At 73.8% G+C, this 18752-nt stretch carries 16 protein-coding genes; 8 read left to right on the plus strand and 8 right to left on the minus strand.

Annotated elements, in window-relative coordinates; translation table 11 throughout:
• Positions 1–227 precede the first annotated feature (227 nt).
• The 6 genes from ACZ7OY_RS27060 (at position 228) to ACZ7OY_RS27085 (ending at position 10594) form a co-directional block, all read left to right on the plus strand.
• Positions 228–1517 (plus strand): sensor histidine kinase, encoded by a 1290-nt coding sequence (locus ACZ7OY_RS27060; protein WP_471913763.1) that lies wholly within the window; start codon positions 228–230, stop codon positions 1515–1517.
• The gene (locus ACZ7OY_RS27065; RefSeq protein WP_471914001.1) at positions 1517–2149 is read left to right on the plus strand and encodes a response regulator; all 633 of its coding nucleotides are present in this window, start codon (positions 1517–1519) and stop codon (positions 2147–2149) included. The genes ACZ7OY_RS27060 and ACZ7OY_RS27065 overlap by 1 nt, the downstream gene beginning before the upstream one ends.
• 290 nt (positions 2150–2439) lie before the next feature.
• Positions 2440–4974, plus strand: coding sequence for a SpoIIE family protein phosphatase (locus ACZ7OY_RS27070; RefSeq protein ID WP_471913764.1), 2535 nt, complete (start codon positions 2440–2442; stop codon positions 4972–4974).
• Positions 4975–5092: 118 nt separating this feature from the next.
• Positions 5093–7891 (plus strand): SpoIIE family protein phosphatase, encoded by a 2799-nt coding sequence (locus ACZ7OY_RS27075; RefSeq protein WP_471913765.1) that lies wholly within the window; start codon positions 5093–5095, stop codon positions 7889–7891.
• Positions 7892–8015: 124 nt separating this feature from the next.
• Positions 8016–9380, plus strand: a complete 1365-nt coding sequence (locus ACZ7OY_RS27080; RefSeq protein ID WP_471913766.1) for an FAD-dependent oxidoreductase — start codon at positions 8016–8018, stop codon at positions 9378–9380.
• Positions 9381–9628: 248 nt separating this feature from the next.
• The gene (locus ACZ7OY_RS27085; RefSeq protein WP_471913767.1) at positions 9629–10594 is read left to right on the plus strand and encodes a DUF1152 domain-containing protein; all 966 of its coding nucleotides are present in this window, start codon (positions 9629–9631) and stop codon (positions 10592–10594) included.
• Between the two features lie 14 nt (positions 10595–10608).
• Here ACZ7OY_RS27085 and ACZ7OY_RS27090 read toward each other — a convergent pair whose 3' ends face one another.
• The 3 genes from ACZ7OY_RS27090 to ACZ7OY_RS27100 form a co-directional block, all read right to left on the minus strand.
• Positions 10609–11472, minus strand: coding sequence for a hypothetical protein (locus ACZ7OY_RS27090; RefSeq protein WP_471913768.1), 864 nt, complete (start codon positions 11470–11472; stop codon positions 10609–10611).
• 91 nt (positions 11473–11563) lie between these two features.
• A complete protein-coding gene (locus tag ACZ7OY_RS27095; RefSeq protein ID WP_471913769.1) occupies positions 11564–12742 on the minus strand; it encodes a DUF2306 domain-containing protein in 1179 nt (392 codons plus the stop codon).
• Positions 12743–12827: 85 nt separating this feature from the next.
• On the minus strand, positions 12828–13358 hold the full coding sequence (locus ACZ7OY_RS27100; RefSeq protein ID WP_471913770.1) for a PadR family transcriptional regulator: 531 nt from the start codon (positions 13356–13358) through the stop codon (positions 12828–12830).
• Positions 13359–13768: 410 nt separating this feature from the next.
• Here ACZ7OY_RS27100 and ACZ7OY_RS27105 point away from each other — a divergent pair, with 410 nt between their 5' ends.
• Positions 13769–14194: a hypothetical protein gene (locus tag ACZ7OY_RS27105; RefSeq protein WP_471913771.1), complete on the plus strand. Its 426-nt coding sequence runs from the start codon at positions 13769–13771 to the stop codon at positions 14192–14194.
• Positions 14195–14209: 15 nt separating this feature from the next.
• Here ACZ7OY_RS27105 and ACZ7OY_RS27110 read toward each other — a convergent pair whose 3' ends face one another.
• The 4 genes from ACZ7OY_RS27110 to ACZ7OY_RS27125 all read right to left on the minus strand — a co-directional run bounded on the left by ACZ7OY_RS27110 (position 14210) and on the right by ACZ7OY_RS27125 (position 16458).
• On the minus strand, positions 14210–14584 hold the full coding sequence (locus tag ACZ7OY_RS27110) for a roadblock/LC7 domain-containing protein (protein ID WP_450664444.1): 375 nt from the start codon (positions 14582–14584) through the stop codon (positions 14210–14212).
• A 118-nt stretch (positions 14585–14702) separates the two neighbouring features.
• Positions 14703–15218 carry a roadblock/LC7 domain-containing protein gene (locus ACZ7OY_RS27115; protein ID WP_471913772.1) on the minus strand — a complete coding sequence of 172 codons (516 nt, stop codon included), beginning with the start codon at positions 15216–15218 and terminating at the stop codon, positions 14703–14705.
• Between the two features lie 38 nt (positions 15219–15256).
• On the minus strand, positions 15257–16033 hold the full coding sequence (locus ACZ7OY_RS27120; protein WP_384724540.1) for a hypothetical protein: 777 nt from the start codon (positions 16031–16033) through the stop codon (positions 15257–15259).
• A complete protein-coding gene (locus tag ACZ7OY_RS27125) occupies positions 16030–16458 on the minus strand; it encodes a hypothetical protein (RefSeq protein ID WP_471913773.1) in 429 nt (142 codons plus the stop codon). Before ACZ7OY_RS27125 ends, ACZ7OY_RS27120 begins: the two co-directional genes overlap by 4 nt.
• A gap of 374 nt (positions 16459–16832) precedes the next feature.
• Here ACZ7OY_RS27125 and ACZ7OY_RS27130 point away from each other — a divergent pair, with 374 nt between their 5' ends.
• Complete coding sequence (locus tag ACZ7OY_RS27130; RefSeq protein ID WP_471913774.1) at positions 16833–18026, plus strand: hypothetical protein; 1194 nt, start codon at positions 16833–16835, stop codon at positions 18024–18026.
• Positions 18027–18096: 70 nt separating this feature from the next.
• Here the strand turns inward: ACZ7OY_RS27130 and ACZ7OY_RS27135 are convergent, their stop codons facing one another.
• Positions 18097–18747 (minus strand): TetR/AcrR family transcriptional regulator, encoded by a 651-nt coding sequence (locus ACZ7OY_RS27135; RefSeq protein WP_471913775.1) that lies wholly within the window; start codon positions 18745–18747, stop codon positions 18097–18099.
• Positions 18748–18752: the final 5 nt, after the last annotated feature.

The following is an 18752-nucleotide window of genomic DNA, read 5'->3' on the forward strand; positions in this document are numbered from 1 at the left end:
GCACCGTTGCCGATGTCCGTGCCGCTCGGTTGGCCATGTCGGCGCCGCACCGCTCGCGATGTCCGTGCCGCTCGGTGAACCGGTGCTGCCCGATGGCCCCACGAAACCGTGTGACGGCGTGCCCGCGCAGTGCGGCAGGGGCGAGACCTGGGGTAGGGCCGGCCCTACCCCAGGAGCTCCCCCTGGACCGATGGCACCGGCCCCGCCGGAGCTTCTACGGTGATCGCATGCGCCCTCGGAACGTATGGCAGGCCATGTCCGGGCCGGGCTACCTGCTCTCGCTCTGGCCGTGGCGGTCGGCCGCCTACCTGCTCACCGGCATACCGGCCGGGGCGGCCGCCCTCGTGGGGATCGTGAGCACGACGGCGGTCGGCTGTGTCCTCTCCGTCGTGCTCGTGGGGCTCCCCCTGCTCGGCTGTGTCGCCCTCGCCGGGATTCCGGTGGCGTGGGCGGAGCGGCACCGGCTGCGCCTGGTCGACCGCGACCCGGTCACCGGCCGCCACCGGGCACCGGCCGCACGGGGTCTGTGGCCCTGGCTGACGATGCGGCTGCGGGAGCGGGCCACCTGGCGGGAGCTCGGCTACGCGCTGCTGTTCGCCGTTCTGCTGTGGCCGGTCGACGCCCTCGCGCTCACCGTCGGGCTCCTCGTCCCCCTGTCGGTGATCGCGACCCCGCTGCTCCTGGCGACCGTCGGCGACGGCCGGCAGACCAAGGTGCTCAAGGTCTGGACGGTCACCGACTGGCCGACCGCCTTCGGGTTCGCCGTGCTCGGGCTGGCCCTGCTGCTCCTGGGCGGCTACGCGCTCGCGGCGATCGCCGGCGGCCGGGCCGAACTGACCCGTCTGCTGATCGCGCCGCGCGACGGCGATCTGGGCGAGCGGGTCGTGGAGCTGACGCGCTCGCGCGTCCGGCTGGTGGACGCCTTCGAGGCGGAGCGCCGGCGCATCGAGCGCGATCTGCACGACGGGGCGCAACAACGACTGGTGGCGCTGACGATGACGCTGGGTCTGGCCCGCCTGGACGCACCGCCGGGGCCGCTCGCCGACCAGCTGGCCCAGGCCCATCGACAGGCGGGCGAGGCGCTGGCGGAGCTGCGTGAACTCGTCCACGGCATCCATCCCAAGGTCCTCGCGGACTACGGCCTCCCGGCGGCGGTCGCCGACGCGGCGGACCGTTCCGCGGTACCCGTGGACGTCACCCTGGAACTGTCCGCGCGCCTGCCCCAGAGCGTCGAGGCCGCCGCGTACTTCGTGGTCTGTGAGGCTCTCGCCAACATCGCCAGGCACAGCGGCGCCCACCGCGCGGAGGTGACCGGGGAGCATCGCGACGGACGCCTGTTCCTGCGGGTGCGCGACGACGGCCGGGGCGGCGCGGCCGCCGGGAACGGAAGCGGGCTCACCGGACTTGCGGACCGGGTGTCGGTGCTCGATGGCAGACTCTCCCTGTCCAGCCCACCGGGCGGACCGACCCTCTTGTGTGTGGAGTTTCCTTGCGAGCCGACGGACCGCTGCGCGTAGTGCTGGCGGAGGACAGTGTGTTGTTGCGGGAAGGGCTCGTCGGACTGCTCGACCGCGGCGGACACGAGGTGGTCGCGGCGGTCGGCGACGCGGTGGCGCTGGTCGAGGCGGTCGAGGAGCACGCCCCCGACATCGTCGTGACCGACGTCCGGATGCCCCCGGGGTTCCAGGACGAAGGACTGCACGCCGCCGTCCGGTTGCGGGAACGGCGCCCGGGGCTGCCCGTGCTGGTGCTCAGCCAGTACGTGCAGCGTACGTACGCCGCCGAACTGCTGGACTCCGGCGACGGCACGGCGGTCGGTTACCTGCTCAAGGACCGGGTCGGCCAGGTCGTGGAGTTCCTGGACGCCCTGGGCGAGGTCGCCGCCGGCGGCACGGTCGTCGACCCCGAGGTCGTACGCCAGTTGCTGCGCCGCCGCCGGGATCCGCTGCAACGGCTCACCCCGCGCGAGCGGGAGGTGCTGGCCCTGATCGCGGAGGGCAGGTCGAACGGGTCGATCGCCCGCGAACTCGTGGTGTCCGAGGCGGCCGTCGGCAAACACATCGGCAGCATCCTCGGCAAGCTGGACCTGCCGCAGACGGACGAGACCCATCGGAGGGTGCTGGCGGTCCTCGCGTTCCTGCGCGCCTGACCGGACGCCGCCTGTTCCTCCGGACACCCTCGAGACACCCCGGCCCGTCCTGGCACACCTCGCGTACACCTCCGCCCCGCCCGGCACACACCCGCCCCCCGCCCGGCACACCCGGAACGCACCCGCCCTCGCCTGGCACACCTCACACGCACCCCTGCCCCCACCCGCCACACCTCGCACACCCCAGGCCACCCCCCTCGCGCACCCCGCGCGGATGCGCACCGGTGCCCGTGTGGCGCATTCTTTCTGTGTCGCCCGCGTGAGCGGCGCCAGAACGAGGTAGGGCCGATGTGACTGGGAGCGCCGGGAACGGGGCAGGAACCGGACGGCTGGCCGGGCTGCTGACCCAGGCCGCGGCACAGGCGATCCGAACGGCCGATGGGCCGGTGGCAGGCGTGTACCTGCGGGCCGGCACACCCGGCCTGCTGCGACTCGCCGTCCTAGCCGGGCTGCCCGCGCCGCTGTTCCACCCCTGGTGGCGGCTGCACGTGAACCGGCCCTTCCCGGTGGCGGACGCCTACCGGCTCGGGGTCCAGGTGATCCTGCCCAACGCGACCGAGGCGATGCGGCGCTACCCCCAGTTCGCGGCGGGGCTGCCCTTCCAGTTCGGCTCCCTGTACGTGCCGGTCACCGGCGGGGCCGGACCGTTCGGTGTCCTCACGATGCTGCGCCCCGCCGTGGCCGACGCCGCCGAGTTGCGCTCGGACCAGGCGCAGCTGACCCGTCTGGCCGCCGACCTGGGCCGGTCACTGCACCGTCTGGAGGCCGAGGGACCGCCCCTGGCCTGGGACGGCCGGCCCCTGTCCGTGCGCACACCGGCCGCTGGGCCGGCCGCGGACCGCTCGGCGGGCTTCTCCTGGGATCCGGCCACGGACCTGGTCACGCCCGACCGTGAGGTGCACGCCCTGCTGGGCCTGCCCCCGGGAGAGTTCCCGGCCACCCTGCGCGACCTGGCCCGCACCCTCGCCCCCACCGACTCCCCGCAGCTCCTGGCCCTGCTGCGGGAGACCGCCGAGGGCAGACCACCGCCCCTGTCCGTGCCGGTACGGGCGGCGGACGGCGCGCTGCGGCTGCTGCGGCTGCGGGCTCCGGAGCCGGGTGCCGGTCCCGGCGGAGCGGGCGCCGGGGGTGTGCTGCGCGACCCGCGGGCCGACTCGCCCGCCGACACGGCGGCCGGTCTGCTGCCGGAGGGTGTGTTCTGTCTGGACCGGCTGGGCCTGGTCGTGTACGCCAATCCGCGGGCCGCGCACCTGCTGGGGCTGTCCCGGAGCCGGCTGCTGGGCCGTGCGCTGTGGGACAGCGCCCCCTGGCTGCGCCAGCCCGCGTTCGAGGAGCATCTGCGCGGCGCCCTGCTGGCGCCGGACCCCGTGCATTTCCATGTCCGGCGCCCGGCCGCGGACGACGAGCAGGCGTTCGAGGGCGAGTGGCTCGCCGTGTCGGTCTACCCCGGTTCCAACATTCTGACCTGCACCGTCACGCCGTCGAACCGGATCGCCGAACCGGTCGATGTACGCCGGACGACGGCGGAGGAGCCTGCCGCCGCCGACCTGCCCCGGATCGGCGGCCTGCTGTCGGGCACCGCCCCGACACCCCCGCAGTACCGGCCGATCGTGCTTGCGATCGCGCTGACCGAGGCGGTGACCGCCCGGCAGGTGTCCGCGGTGGTGATGCAGGAGCTGCTGCCCGCGTTCGGCGGCCGCAGCCTGGCCATCTACCTGTTGCAGGAGCGGCATCTCTACCTGGCCTGGGAGAGCGGTTTCCCCGAGGGTTTCCTCGCCCCCTTCGAGGGGGTGGGTCTGGACGCCCGGCTGCCGGGCGTCGAGACCCTCACCACCGGCCGCCCGTTGTTCTTCGACTCCATGCAGCAGATGCAGGCCGCCTACCCCGGGATGCCGGTGGACACCACACAGGGCGCCCGCGCCTTCCTGCCGCTGATCGCCTCCGGTCGCCCGGTCGGCTCCTGCATCCTCGGTTTCGACCGGCCGCACAGCTTCAGCACCGAGGAACGCACGGTACTCACCGCGCTCGCCGGGCTGATCGCCCACGCGATGGAGAAGGCACAGCGCTACGACACCGAGGCGGCGCTCGCCCGTGGGCTCCAGCAGGCCCTGCTGCCCCGGCGGCTGTCCTCGCACCCGATGCTGGAGACCGCCGGGCGGTACCTGCCCGGCACCCAGGGCATGGACGTCGGCGGCGACTGGTACGACGTCGTCGAGGCGGGGGACGGCCTGGCCCTGGTGATCGGGGACGTCCAGGGCCACGGTGTGCAGGCGGCCGCCACCATGGGGCAACTGCGCAGCGCCGTCCGTGCCTTCGCCCTCGGCGGTCATCCGCCCGACGAGGTGATGAGCGGGACCAACCGGCTTCTCGTCGACCTCGATGCCGGCCAGTTCGCCAGCTGCTGCTACCTGCGGCTGAACCCCGCGACCGGCCTGCTGCGGGTCGCCCGCGCGGGACACCCGCCTCCCCTGCTGCGCCAGGCGGACGGCTGTGCGCAGGTCGTGGACATCCCCGGCGGCGTCGTCCTCGGCGTGACCCCCGACGCCCACTACCCGGTGATGGAGCTGCGGCTGGAACCCGGCGCGATCCTCGCCCTGTACACGGACGGGCTGGTCGAGCGGCCCGGCTTCGACATCGACGACGGCATCGACACGCTGCGCGAGGCGCTGGACCGGGCCGCCCCCGCGGTCGCCCCGCAGGGCGAGCAGTCCCTGGGGGATCTCGCCGACCGGCTCACCGCGACCGCCCGGCACGCCGCCGACCGGCCCGACGACATCGCGCTGCTCCTGGCCACCCGCCACACCACACCCCGGCACCGCGGCTGACCTCGCCGATGCCGCACCACCAGGGAGCGGCCCCCGGAGCAAGGCCCCCGGAGTGAGGGGGTCCGCACACGCGGTGACACCTGTCGCCTCGCGGAGTCCGGCAGTGTAGACATGGCACATGGTCCGACTCCTGAGTCGAGTGGGGGCTGAGACGATCCGTCCGAACGGTCGCCGCACACCGCGCGCCCCGGACCGCACCGACGACACCCGCGGGCGGCAGACGCGGGCGGCGTCCGGCGCGCCGGACGGACCGCGCGCCGACGGGGAGCGGCCGCGCCGCGAAAAACCCGGGCGCCTGCGGTCCGCGCTGGGCGGACGCAGCCTCGCCGCGCAGGTGTTCGTACTGAACGTGGTCATCGTGCTGCTGCTGGTCGTGGCCGCGGCGGTGGCGCTGGTGCTCCAGGTGCGGCACGACACGACCGCGGAGGCCCGCGGCCGTTCGCTCGCCGTGGCCCAGACCTACGCCCACTCCCCCGGCATCCGCGTTGCGCTGCGCAGCGCGCATCCCACGGCCCTGCTCCAGCCGTCCGCCGAGGCCGCCCGCAAGGCCGCGAACGTCGACTTCATCGTCGTCATGAACACCCAGGGGATCCGCTACACGCACCCCAATCCGCAACGCATCGGCAAGCAGTTCGTCGGGACGCTCGGACCGGCACAGCAGGGCAACACGGTGGTCGAGGAGATCGACGGGACCATCGGGCGGCTGGTGCAGGCCGTGGTGCCGGTCAAGGCGCCGGACGGGAAGGTCGAGGGCCTGGTCTCGGCCGGGATCACCACGGAGCACGTGGGCGGTGCCGCGGAGCGGCAGCTGCCGCTGATGCTGGGCGCCGCGGCCGCGGGCCTCGGGCTGGCCACGGCGGGCACGGCGCTGGTGAGCCGACGGCTGCTGCGGCAGACCCACGGCCTCGGCCCGAACGAGATGACCCGGATGTACGAGCACCACGACGCGGTGCTGCACTCCGTACGGGAAGGGGTGCTCATCGTCGGCGGTGACGGCGACCTGCTGCTCGCCAACGACGAGGCGCGCCGGCTGCTGGACCTGCCGGTGGACGCCGAGGGCCGCAATGTGCACGACCTCGGACTCGATCCGGGCACCGCCGAGCTGCTCGCCTCGGGCCGGGTCGCGACGGACGAGGTGTTCCTGGTCGGCGACCGGCTGCTGGCGGTCAACCACCGGCCCACGGACCTGGCGGGCGGGCCGGCCGGCAGCGTGGCCACGCTGCGCGACTCCACCGAACTGCGCGCCCTGTCCGGCCGGGCGGAGGTGGCGCGCGAACGCCTCGACATGATCTACGCCGCCGGGGTGCGCGTCGGCACGAGCCTGGACGTGACCCGCACCGCGGAGGAGCTGACCGACATCGCCGTACCGCGGTTCGCGGACTTCGCCACCGTGGACCTGTTCGACTCCGTGATCGACGGCGGCGAGCCGAAGCCGGGCGACGTGCTGCACCGTATCGCGTCCGGCGGCATCAACCGGGGCGCGCCGCTGTACCCGCTCGGCTCCCGGATCGAGTTCGTCGCGTCCTCGCCGCACGCACGCAGCCTCGCCACCGGCCGGGCGGTCCTGGAGCCGCGGCTGGACCGGGCGCCGGGCTGGCGTGCGCAGGACCGGGAGCGCACCGAGCAGGTCGTGGAGTACGGCATCCACTCGCTGATCACCGTTCCGGTGCGGGCGGGGTCGCTGACCCTGGGCGTGGTCGGCTTCTGGCGTTCGCAGCGGCCCGAGCCGTACCACGAGGACGAGGTGACCCTCGCCGAGGAGCTGGTCGCCCGCGCCGCGGTGTCCATCGACAACGCCCGCCGCTACACCCGCGAGCACAGTACGGCTGAGGCGTTGCAGCGCAGTCTGCTGCCGCGCAGCCTGCCCGAACAGAATGCCCTGGACGTCGCCTACCGCTACCTGCCCGCGCAGGCGGGCGTCGGCGGCGACTGGTTCGACGTCGTGCCGCTGTCCGGCGCCCGGGTGGCACTGGTCGTGGGCGACGTGGTGGGCCACGGGCTGCACGCGGCGGCCACGATGGGCCGGCTGCGCACGGCGGTGCACAACTTCGCCGCCCTCGACCTGGCGCCCGCCGAGCTGCTCGCCCTGCTCGACGAGCTGGTCAACCGCATCGACCAGGACGAGTCGGCGGAGGGGGCCGGCGCGCCCGTGACCGGCGCGACCTGTCTGTACGCGGTCTACGACCCGGTCTCCCGGTGCTGCTCGCTCGCCCGTGCGGGCCATCCGCCGCCGGCCGTGATCCAACCCGACGGCCGGGTGGACTTCGCCGACATGCCGGCCGGTCCGCCGCTCGGGATCGGCGGGCTGCCCTTCGAGACGGCGGAGGTGGAGCTGGCGGAGGGCAGCCGGCTGGTGCTGTACACCGACGGGCTGGTCGAGGACCGGGAGCGGGACATCGACGAAGGTCTGGAGCTGCTGCGCGACGCCCTGGGGCGGGCCGGGGACTCTCCCGAGGCCACCTGCCGGACCGTGCTCGACGAGCTGCTCCCCGAGCAGCCGGGCGACGACATCGCGGTGCTCGTGGCGCGCACCCGGGTGCTCGGCGCCGACCAGGTCGCGGAGTGGGAGGTGCCGATGGACCCGGCGGCGGTGCAGGACGTACGGGCCCGGGTGACCCGTCAGCTGGCGGAATGGGACCTGGCGGAGCTGGCCTTCACCTCGGAACTGATCCTCAGCGAACTGGTCACCAACGGGATCCGCTACGGTGGCGCTCCCCTGCGCGTGCGTCTGCTGCGCGACCGCAGTCTGATCTGCGAGGTCTTCGACACCGGCAGCACCTCGCCGCATCTGCGGCACGCGGCGACGACGGACGAGGGCGGCCGCGGGCTGTTCCTGGTGGCGCAGCTGGCCGAACGCTGGGGCACCCGGTACACGGCCGACGGCAAGTTCATCTGGGCCGAGCAGCCGCTTCCCTGATGCCCGCCGTCTACCCATAAGCGCGGCTTATGGGTCCATAGACCGGACCCGCGTACCAACTAAGGTTTGCCTCAGTTTAGGCTTCCCGTCGAGTCGCCTGTCATCGCTCGAAGGGAACCTGATCATGCCCCGCCCCCTGCGGGTAGCCATCGTCGGAGCCGGCCCCGCCGGGATCTACGCCGCCGACGCGCTGCTGAAGTCCGAAGTGGCCGCCGAACCCGGTGTCTCGATCGACCTCTTCGAGCGCATGCCGGCCCCGTTCGGCCTGATCCGCTACGGCGTCGCGCCCGACCACCCCCGCATCAAGGGCATCATCACCGCCCTGCACCAGGTGCTCGACAAGCCGCAGATCCGCCTCTTCGGCAACGTCGACTACCCGACCGACATCAACCTGGACGACCTGCGCGCCTTCTACGACGCCGTGATCTTCTCCACCGGCGCGACGGCCGACCGGGAGATGCGCATACCCGGCATCGAGCTCGACGGCTCCTACGGCGCCGCCGACTTCGTGTCCTGGTACGACGGCCACCCGGACGTCCCGCGCACCTGGCCGCTGGAGGCCGAGAAGGTCGCCGTCCTCGGCGTCGGCAACGTGGCGCTCGACGTGGCGCGCATCCTGGCCAAGACGGCGGACGAGCTGCTGCCCACGGAGATCCCGCCGAACGTCTACGACGGTCTGAAGGCGAACAAGGCGCTGGAGATCCACGTCTTCGGCCGCCGCGGCCCGGCCCAGGCGAAGTTCAGCCCGATGGAGCTGCGGGAGCTGGACCACTCCCCCACCATCGAGGTCATCGTCGACCCCGAGGACATCGACTACGACGAGGGCTCCATCGCCACCCGGCGCGGCAACAAGCAGGCCGACATGGTCGCCAAGACCCTGGAGAACTGGGCGATCCGCGACATCGGCGACCGTCCCCACAAGCTGTTCCTGCACTTCTTCGAGTCGCCGGCCGAGGTCCTCGGCGAGGACGGCAAGGTCGTCGGTCTGCGCACCGAGCGCACGGCCCTCGACGGCACGGGCAACGTCAAGGGCACCGGCGAGTTCAAGGACTGGGACGTCAGCGCGGTCTACCGGGCCGTCGGCTACCTGTCCGACAAGCTGCCCAAGCTGCCCTGGGACGTCGAGTCCGGCACGGTCCCGGACCAGGGCGGCCGGGTCGTCGAGGAGAGCGGCGCGCACCTTCAGTCGGTCTACGTCACCGGCTGGATCCGGCGTGGCCCGGTCGGCCTGATCGGCCACACCAAGGGCGACGCCAACGAGACGGTCGCCAACCTCCTGGACGACCACGCGAACGGCCGCCTGGGCGTGCCCGCCTCGCCCGAGCCCGAGGCCGTGGACGCGTTCCTCGCGGAGCGCAGCGTCCGCTTCACCACCTGGGAGGGCTGGTACAAGCTGGACGCCGCCGAGAAGGCGCTGGGCGAGCCCCAGGGCCGGGAGCGCGTGAAGCTCGTCGAGCGCGAGGACATGCTCCGGGAGAGCGGCGCCTGAGACGACGCACCGGCCGGCCCGCGGGCCGACCAGGGCCGGTCGCCCCGCGGGGCCCGGCGGCACACCTGCCGCCGGGCCCCGCGCCCGTCTCCCCGAACGCCCGTCTCCCCCGCACGGCGCGCCCTTGCCGCCCGTGCCGCCCGGCCGACGCGGCCCTCGTCCCGCCGCGACCGGCGTCGTACGGGAACGGCCGCGGCCCCGGCGGGAAACCGGATGAAGTCCGTGCCGGTGCCTGCTAGCTTCCCCCGGTGTTCACCCTCCACGAGCCGCCCCTGTTCACCCGTCTGCGCGACGCACGGCGGATCCTCGTCGCCGGCGCGGGCGGCGGCTTCGACATCTACGCCGGGCTGCCGCTGGCCCTCGCCCTACGGGCGGCCGGCAAGGAGGTCCACCTGGCGAACCTGTCCTTCGCCGACCTGTACGGACTGAATCCGGACGTGTGGCTGGAGCAGGACGTGGCCGCGATCCGCCCGGACACCGAGGCGCGCGGCGACTACTTCCCCGAACGCACCCTCGCCCGGTGGCTGGAGGTGCACGGCATGCCGTCCACGGTGTACGCGCTGTCCCGTACCGGCGTCACCCCGCTGCGCGCCGCCTACCGCGCGCTCCTGGACCGCCTCGGCGGCGTCGACGCGATCGTGCTGGTGGACGGCGGCACCGACATCCTCATGCGCGGGGACGAGGACGGGCTCGGCACCCCCGAGGAGGACATGGCCAGCCTGGGCGCCGTGGCCGGTCTCGACGAGGTGGAGCAGCGACTAGTGGCCTGCCTCGGCTTCGGCGTGGACGCCTACCACGGGGTCAACCACGCGCTGGTGCTGGAGAACCTGGCCGCTCTCCAGCGCGAGGGCGCCTGGCTGGGCGCGTTCTCGCTGCCGTACGACAGCCGAGAGGGCGCCCTCTACGTCGACGCGGTCGCCCACGCCCAGCAGAGCACGCCGGACCACCCGAGCATCGTCAACGGGTCCGTGGCCGCCGCGGTGCGCGGCGAGTTCGGCGACGTGCGGTTCACCGAGCGGACGAAGAACAGCCGGTTGTTCGTCAACCCGCTGATGGCCGTGTACTTCTGCGTCGACGCGGTCGGACTGGCCCGTCGCAACCTGTATCTGGACCGGATCGAGCACACCGTCCTGACCCGGCAGATCAGCTCCGCCATAGCGGAGTTCCGCGACGACCTGCCGAGCCTGCGCCCGCCCCGCGTGTTCCCGCACTGAGCTCTGACCGAGTGCTAGGCGGGGACGGACGACCTCGACAGCAGCACCAGGCCGCTCGCGCCCGCACACACCAGGCCCGCCAGCATGCAGACCAGGCTCAGCGCCGGGCCGGACGACCAGTCGACGGAGCGCGCGTGGACGGCGAGGACGAGCGTCACGGCGAGCGCGGTCCCGGGCAGGGCCAGCAGGGCCGGGCGGGTGCGGGCGAGATCGTCCTCGGCTAGGGCGCCGAGCACCCCGATGCCCAGGGCAAGGGCCCATACCCCGAGCGCCTGGGCGTCGGGGCGGGCGACGTCCCAGGGGACGAAGGCGGCCCAGAACCCCGGTCGCAGCAGCAGGCCCGTGCCGATGCCCAGCCAGGCCGAGCCGAGCACGGCCAGCGGCGGCTTCGACCAGGCGGGCAGCGGCAGCGCGCGGGGCCGCGCCGGGCGGGCGGCTCCCAGATGCTGCCAGGTCAGGGTGGCCAGCGCGGCCACGCACAGCGCTCCCAGCACGAACAGCCAGCCCAGGCTGAACAGCACCGCGACGATGCCGCCGCCGCGGGCGACGTACAGCCGTCCGGCGTTGAGCAGGGTCACGGCGAACAGGCCGACGAGCACGACGCCGAGCGCGTACACGAGCGTGCGCACGTCCTGCCAGCGGGCGGCCCGGCCGACGGCGAACAGGCCCGGCGAGGTGCCGAGCATCGCGGCGCCGACCAGGCCCGGGCTGAGGGACCCGGGCGACGGCCAGGCGCCGAAGACATGACCGGTGAGGCTGACGGCGGCCAGCAGTCCGCCGACCAGGACGCTGATCACCGCCACCGCCGTGGCCAGGACGGCCACCCCGGCGGTCAGCGGCCGTCCGTCCGGGGCGGGTGTGACGGGAGTGTCCGGCACGGTGCTGTCCCTCCGATCCGTTCGAGTCGATTTCGCTGGACGATGCTGGTGTGTTCGGTCACGGGGGTGATCGCGGTCGGTCGGTTGCGGGCTACGCGACCGTTCCGCCGACCGGTGACGCGGCCGGGACCGCGACGGGAGCCGTCCGCCTGAGCACCTCGCGGGCGTACATGACCCGCAGACTCACCACGGTCGTCGCGGCGAACGCCAGGACGCCGCAGCCGATCGACACCCCGGCGACGAGCGCCGTGTGCGGATCGAGTCCCAGCCCCCGTTCCAGCAGCGGGGCCGTGCCGGCCGACAGCACCGGGGCCAGGCACAGGCCCGTCAGCTGCAGCAGCCACTCCTCCCGGGCCCAGGCGCGTCCCTGCCGTCCGGCGCGCCGGGCGCTCACGGCCATGACCGCGTAGGCGGCCGCGTACGGCAGCAGGTAGGCCCACAGCAGCCGCCGCCCCGGGCCGGCCGCGTCCAGGAAGGCGTGCACGATCAGGGCCAGGGCCGCCACGCCGGCCAGATGGGCGGTGACCAGCACCGGCAGCGGTACCCAGGTACGGCCCGCCCCGGCCAGCCGCCCGCGCCGGTCCAGGGTGCGCGAGGCGACGAGCGCGCCGAAGGCGACCACCGAGCCCAGGTGCATGATCGCCACCTGGTTGATGTCCGTCATGGGCAGTCCCGGCAGCAGCCACGGCAGCGCGCCCCACTCCAGACGCAGCAGCGGCGCGGTCAGCAGGAAGCCGTAGCACAGCAGCATCCAGCGCTGGTGCAGGTCGGGGAAGCCGCCGACGGCCGCGAGGACGCCGAACGTCACGCTGAACACCGTGCCGACCAGGATGACGGCCAGCACGATCCAGAACGCGGCGCCGCTGAACGCGTCCGCGGGTGCGGTACGGGCGAGGTACAGTCCGGCGCCCGCCATCGAGGCGTACACGGTCACGGCGAAGAGCACGCCGAGGATCCGGTGCGCCCGCCGGCGCCCGCGGGCTGCCGTCAGCAGCTGCGCGGGGCCCAGGAGCATGAGCAGCCCGCCGAGCACGGAGTGCACGATCATCGGCAGCAGGCTGTGCCGGTACGGCCCGATCCTGGTCGCCAGCGCGTCGGCCACGTACCGGGGCGAGACCGCGCGGCCGAGCAGCCACTCGCCGAAGGCCGGCGCGCCGGGACGGGCGTAGGGCCACAGTTCGGTCATCGCGATCGGCGCGTAGGCCACGCAGACCGCGGACACCGCGACGACGGCGCCACGGCGCCAGCCGGCCCTCGTTGGACGACGCACGACGGCTCCCTGCCCGCGGCCGGACCCCGGTCGCCGATAGTCTCTTCTGGACTATCGAGAAGGTAGGGGTGACCCGGCCGCGCGGTCAACGGTCGCGCGTACGTTCCTCGCGGCGGCCCACCCACTCCCAGAAGTCGGCCATCATCCGCTCGTAGCGCAGGCCGAACTCCAGCGCCTCGCGCTGCCCCGGGGTCAGCAGGTCCCCCACGCTCGCGGCGAGTTCCTCGTAGGTGCGCAGGGTGCGGGCGTGGGCGTCGAGCTGTTCGGGGACCAGCACGTCGGGGCTGCCGCCGAACCACAGTTTGAGGATGCCGCGTTCCCTGGCCTCCACCGGCACGAACTCCGGGTCGTCGAGCCAGCCGCGCAGCGCGCTCCGGCCGGACTCGGTCAGTGTCAGCACCCGGCGGTTGCGGCCGCTCTCCCGCCGTACCTGGGCCAGCAGGCCCGCCGCCAGCAGGCGGTCGCACTGCGCGTACACCTGGGCGTGCGGTACGGACCAGAACGGCGCGACGGTACGGGCCGCCTCCACCTTCACGTCGTACGCACTCGCCTCGCCCAGCTTGTCGATGATGCCGAGGACGAGGAAGGAGGAGGTGGTCAACCGGGCGTCGGACATGGGCTGACCGTATCGCCCCGGGTCCGGGTCCCGGACGGACGGCGCAGTCGGCGGCCGGGGCGCCGTCCTGAGCCGGTGCGGGCCGGGCTGGTCGGGCGGGCCGGAGCGCCGCACGGCGGGCCGCGCGCGGGGAGGGAGCGCGGGGCCGCCGTGCGACGGGTTGTGCGCCGGTGCGGCGGTCCGCGCCGGCGTGGGTCAATCCGTGGTCGCGCCGATGCTGCGAGTGCCGTCAGGACGGGTAGATCTCCTTCAGCGGCTTTCCGCCCGACACCTCCCGCGAAGGACACGTGGTCTTGGCTCTCACCTACCCTGACGCGCTCTCAGCCCGTCGTCCCGGCAGGTCCTGGACGATCCGGGTGACGGGACATCGCGACCGTACCGCCACTGTCAGCTGCTCCTCGGCGTGCAGCATGCCTCCTCGTTCCCGCGACATCGCCGCCCTGCGCCGGTTCGCCGAAGCCCATGCCGCCGCCCACGCCAAGGCGGCGTCGGTGCGTCCCGACGCGGCGTGTTCGTGCCGTCAGCAGCGCTGCGTGCTGCACGAGAACACCCGGGTGTCCTGCGGGGGCGTGGTGCTCCTCGTCCTGCGCCACGATCCCTCGGTGGGCCAGGTGTGGACGCTCAGCGAGGTCTGCTCCGCGTGCGCCCCCCTGATGTCCCACACCCGGGTGCTGGGCCGGGCCGCGCCGCTCGGGAAGCCGGCCGAGCCGGTCATGACGCCCGCGCCCCCGGGGTCCCGGGCGGCGACGCCGCGTCTGGTCCCCGGCGGGTTCAGCGGGCCGCCCGGCGGCGACGCGCCCGACCGCGCGGTGCGCGGCCGACGCGGACGTCGCTGACCCGGGACGCCGTGCTCAGATCTCCAGCTCGTTCTCGATCTTGCGCAGCTGGTGCCGGGCCATCGCCAGGTTGGCGCGGTTGGACTCCAGCACGAGGTAGAGGAACAGCCCCGACCCGTCGCGCCCCTTCAGCAGCCGGATCAGGTGGTACTGGCTGCTCAGGGTGATCAGGATGTCCTCGATCTCGCCCTGGAGACCGAGGTGTTCCATCGTGCGCAGCTTGGACCGCACGACATCGGTGTTGCCCGCCGCCGCGACCTCCAGGTCGAAGTCCTTGCCCCCGCCGAGCGTGCCCAGCGCCATGCCGCTGGTGTAGTCGACAAGGGCTGCCGCGGTCGCGCCGTCGATGGAGCTGAGGCATTCCTTGAGGGAGACTTCGAGGTTGGCCATGGGTCATGTCCTTTCAGATCAAAGGGGGTTGAGCAGGGGCGAGATGGTTCGGGTCGGCATCACGGCGGTTCGGGCCCCGGACCTCGGGCCTCGGCGCCGGACCGCCGGTGCCGCGTGACTAGTTGCCGGCCTCGGGGCGCAGCCAGTGCCGGGACTGCTGTGGTATCCGCAGCGGAAGGGTGCCGAGCGCGCGCCCCGGGTCGACGGGCGGCGGATCGTCCGGGAGCGCCCGCCAGGGGCGGCGCACGCCCGCGTCGGAATCAGCCTGGGCCGCGACGAGTTCGGCGATCCGGGCGCCGCTGCGTCTGCCCTCCAGATGGAGCCGGCCGACGTTGGCGCGGTCGTCGGCGAGCAGGGTGAGCACGGCGGACGGCCCCGCCGCGTACGTCGCCACATAGCCGTCGGTGCCGCGCACCAGCAGCTCGCAGAACTCACCGCGCCGGGCGGTGTCCACCATGCGGTGGGCGACGCCCAGGGCTGCCGCGGTGAGGGCTGCCAGTCCCTCCGTCTCGGCGTCCGGCAGGTCCTGGGCGAGGACGAGACCGTCGACGCTGGCCGCCACGGATCCCGCGAGCAGGGGTATACGGGTGCGCAGTCGGCGTAGTTCGCTCAGGACGTCGGCTTCGACGGCCATGACCAGTCTCCTTTCGGCACGCTGTCGTCGCGCGCGGATCACAGGGCCTCCAAGGCGTTTCGAAGCCGCCGCAGCAGGGCGGTGTCGATCTCGTCCTGGGCCGCCGGTTGCCAGGGAAGGTCCGGGGCGGAGGGCACGGGCGGGGCGGATACGGTGGTGACGAGACCGTCGGCGGCCAGGCGCCGCAGTTCGACGAGTGTGGGGAACGTCCGCCAGGCCAGCGCCGAGGCGATCTCGGCGGCCGTGCGCACTCCGTCGACCTGCGCCAGCGCACGGCCGCGGCGGGCGGGCAGCGTCGCCGCGCGGACGCCGGGCACCCGCACGAGGGGGGCGTTGTCGATGTCGGGCTCGGGCCAGATGCGCTGGAGCTGGTCACGCCGCCGCTGCGACTCCCGTACGACGGTGTCCACCGGCACGGGCCGCACCGCACCGAGCCAGTGGCCGATGTCGGGGCGGAAGCGCGGCGCGCGGCTGGTACGGCCGAGGGCGAAGTACGCGGCGTCGAACAGCACGCCCAGATGGCACAGTTCCAGCGCCCCGGCGGCGAGCCGCCCGCTGTCGACGAGTTGCCGGCCGACGCTGCTGCGCCTGCCGCCCCGGTCGAGCGCCTCCTGCCAGCCGTCGGGGTCGACCGCACCGCTGCCGGTGAGCAGCAGGCCCAGGTCGGGGGCGAACGGGGAGTCCACGTGCGCGATGTGTCCGGCCAGCAGGTAGAAGGTGCCGCGCTCACCGCTGAGAGCACCGGTCGCGCGGTCGGCGGCGAGGCTTTCGAGCGAGTTCAGGACGGTGGCGTCCGTCAGCGGTAACGGGGTCATCCGAGCACCAGCCGATTCGCCGTCTCGGCCAGCCTGATACGGGCCAGGGCCAGGTTTCCGTCGGCGCGGTTCAGCCAGAGGTGGAGGAAGACGCTGCTGTCGAAGGGGGTGGAGACGAAAGTGATCACGTGGTAGGAGTCGACGGTCGTGACGATCACGTCGTGCACGGGCGGTGCCGTGTCCGGGTCGGCCTCCGCCCCGTCGCCGACGTCCGCCCCGTCGCTCGCGTCCCCGGACGCGAAGGAGCGGCTCTCCAGCGCGGCCCTGGCGAACTCCGCGGTCTCCGCGGCCGCGGCCTCGTGGTCCCCGCCGGCCGCCTCGCCGACCACGCCCAGGGCGAGCCCGCTGACCCAGTCGACCACCGCCGCGCCTCGGGCACCGGGCACCCGCATGGCGTCCAGCAGACTCTCGTCGATTCCGGGCACGCAGGAACCCCCCTTCCCGCACGGATGTATCGCGAACGTGATGTTGAGACTACGGAATGTGTCGGCCGCGGGTGAGGGCTTTGGCATTTTCCAAAGGAACATGCGCGGTTATGGCCGAGGACGATCGCTGCCCGACTCGACCCGGCAGCACCGCGAGGGCCCGTCCGCCCCGGCCCTGAGGCACGGCGGCGACCCGTCCGGCCGCGACCGCCGGGCGCCGGAGCGGGCGCCGGTCACGGGTGCGCGCCGGTGGTACACGCAGACCGTCGCGCACCGCATGGATGCGACGCGCCGGGCGACCCCCGCCTGGCCGTATGCATCCTGGGACGACGATACTGGCTCACGCACGTCGTCCCCGCACCACAGATGGACTCATGCCGACCACTCCCACCGCGCAGCCCACCCTTCCTCCGACCGTCTGGCTCGTCCGGGGTCGCCATCTCGGCCCGGCAGCGGCCGACGTCCTGCGCAAGAACCTCCGCATGCTCAAGGACACCGAAGTCATCCTGGACTGGCTGGAAGTGCCGCAGTCCGACGGCGCCCCGGACGAGCGGATCTTCGAGGCCCGCTGGTCGGCCGGAGCGCAGGTGACCGTGCGGGCGCGGCTGACGCTCACCGAGGACACGGCCTTCGGGCAGGACTGGACGCTGGTCGCGGAGGCCGAGCAGCCGTGGGACCAGCGCTGGCCCTCCCCGGCCGCCATGTTCTGGCCACAGGAGCGGGACACCGCCTGGGACCACGAGGCCACCACCCGTCTGAGGTTCCTCGACACCAACCCGCTCCCCGAGGACGACAAGGAGCTGCGGCGTCTGCTGCGCGCCGCGGTGCGCGGCAGCTGGGCCGTCCATCTCGTCGTCCACGAGGCCATGACGCCCGACCAGCGGGGGCGCCGCCCGCTGACCCCGCTGCTCGGACCCGGTCTGCACCACCGGGTGGTGGAGCACCGCGCCGCGCCGCACCAGCTGCGCTCGGTGAACTGGGCGCTGCGCGAGTTCGGCGTGGAACTGCCGCGCGGCGGCGCCGTGCTGCTGCCCGGGACCCCGGCCGCGCCCGGCTACGACGCGTCGGCGTTCTCCGTGCGCAGTGTCTTCCTGGACGGCTCGGAGCCGAGCGAGGTGCTCGACGCCGTGACACGTTTCGCCGCGTCGCCCAGGCCGCTGCCGGCCGGTGCCGAGACCGCGCTGACCCAACTGCGGGAGGACTGGCGGCTGCTGACGCTGGAGGAGGAACTGGCGCGTGAGCGCAAGCTCGTGGCGATGTACGCCGAGGCGCTGGAGGCCATGACGCAGTCGCGCGACCTGTACCGGGAGGCCGCCGAGCGGGCGAACGAGGCGCTGGCCGCCTACCGCGAGGGCGGCGCGGCACGGCCCCCGGCCGCCCGCGCGAGCGGTTCCCCGCTCCAGCAGCTGACGCGTACCCTGGAACGCTTCAAGGCCGGCCCGAAGGGACGCCCCTGGGCGGCCCCGTCCGCCACCACCACCCCGGACGCCCCCGCCGGAACAGCCGAATCAGCCGAATCAGCCGAATCAGCCGGTACGACGGGTACGGAGCCCTCGACCGACCGCTGAACGCGGCACCCGACGCACACGTCACGCGGCACCGAACCGGTTCACGCCCCCACCTCGTCACGCTTCCGCGTCACCCTTCCGCGTCACCCTTCCGCGCGGACGGGACACCGACGAGCTTCACCAGGAACCGGTCCACCTGTTCCTCCAACGGGGGCCAGGGCAGCTCGGGCTCGTTGACGCGGAGCGAGACCGCGCCGTGGACGGCCGTGCGCAGATCCATGGAGACGATCTCCGCGTCGCCGCGCGGCGCCAGCCCCGCATCCATGCAGCGGCGGATCGCCGCGGTCGTGCGCTCGGCCATCTCCTCCTTGAAGGGCATGTCCCTCCGCCGGTTGAGCGTGCTCTCGTGCAGCACCTTGTACAGCCCCGGATGCTCGCGCGACCACGCGCCGAGCACCGCCGTCCGGGCGCGCAGGGCGGTCACCGCGTCGACGCCCGCCTCCGCGGCGTCCACCGCGCGCACAAGGCCCGCGTGGCAGTGCTCCAGCGCGGCCAGCACCAGCGCATCGCGGTCGGCGAAGTGGATGTAGACGGAGGTCGCGGCGATGCCCACCTCGCGGGCGACCGCCCGCAGCGACAGCGCCTGGTCATCGGCGAGTTCGTCCAGCAGTCGCAGCGCCGCCTCGACGATCTCGCCGCGCAGCCGCTCGCCCTGGCCCCGTGGGTTGCGGCCGCGCGGCGCGGTGCGGGCGGTCGTTCGGGCCGGAGTCGTCGCGTCCATGGTCG

It is taken from the genome of Streptomyces sp. NPDC107559 (genome assembly GCF_055657365.1).

Coding starts and splice junctions, on each gene's coding strand:
- ACZ7OY_RS27060 (WP_471913763.1), top strand. CDS start 228: ATGCGCCCTCGGAACGTATGGCAGGCCATGTCCGGGCCGGGCTACCTG.
- ACZ7OY_RS27075 (WP_471913765.1), top strand. CDS start 5,093: ATGGTCCGACTCCTGAGTCGAGTGGGGGCTGAGACGATCCGTCCGAAC.
- ACZ7OY_RS27080 (WP_471913766.1), top strand. CDS start 8,016: ATGCCCCGCCCCCTGCGGGTAGCCATCGTCGGAGCCGGCCCCGCCGGG.
- ACZ7OY_RS27100 (WP_471913770.1), bottom strand. CDS start 13,358: ATGTCCGACGCCCGGTTGACCACCTCCTCCTTCCTCGTCCTCGGCATC.
- ACZ7OY_RS27105 (WP_471913771.1), top strand. CDS start 13,769: ATGCCTCCTCGTTCCCGCGACATCGCCGCCCTGCGCCGGTTCGCCGAA.
- ACZ7OY_RS27110 (WP_450664444.1), bottom strand. CDS start 14,584: ATGGCCAACCTCGAAGTCTCCCTCAAGGAATGCCTCAGCTCCATCGAC.
- ACZ7OY_RS27115 (WP_471913772.1), bottom strand. CDS start 15,218: ATGGCCGTCGAAGCCGACGTCCTGAGCGAACTACGCCGACTGCGCACC.
- ACZ7OY_RS27120 (WP_384724540.1), bottom strand. CDS start 16,033: ATGACCCCGTTACCGCTGACGGACGCCACCGTCCTGAACTCGCTCGAA.
- ACZ7OY_RS27130 (WP_471913774.1), top strand. CDS start 16,833: ATGCCGACCACTCCCACCGCGCAGCCCACCCTTCCTCCGACCGTCTGG.
- ACZ7OY_RS27135 (WP_471913775.1), bottom strand. CDS start 18,747: ATGGACGCGACGACTCCGGCCCGAACGACCGCCCGCACCGCGCCGCGC.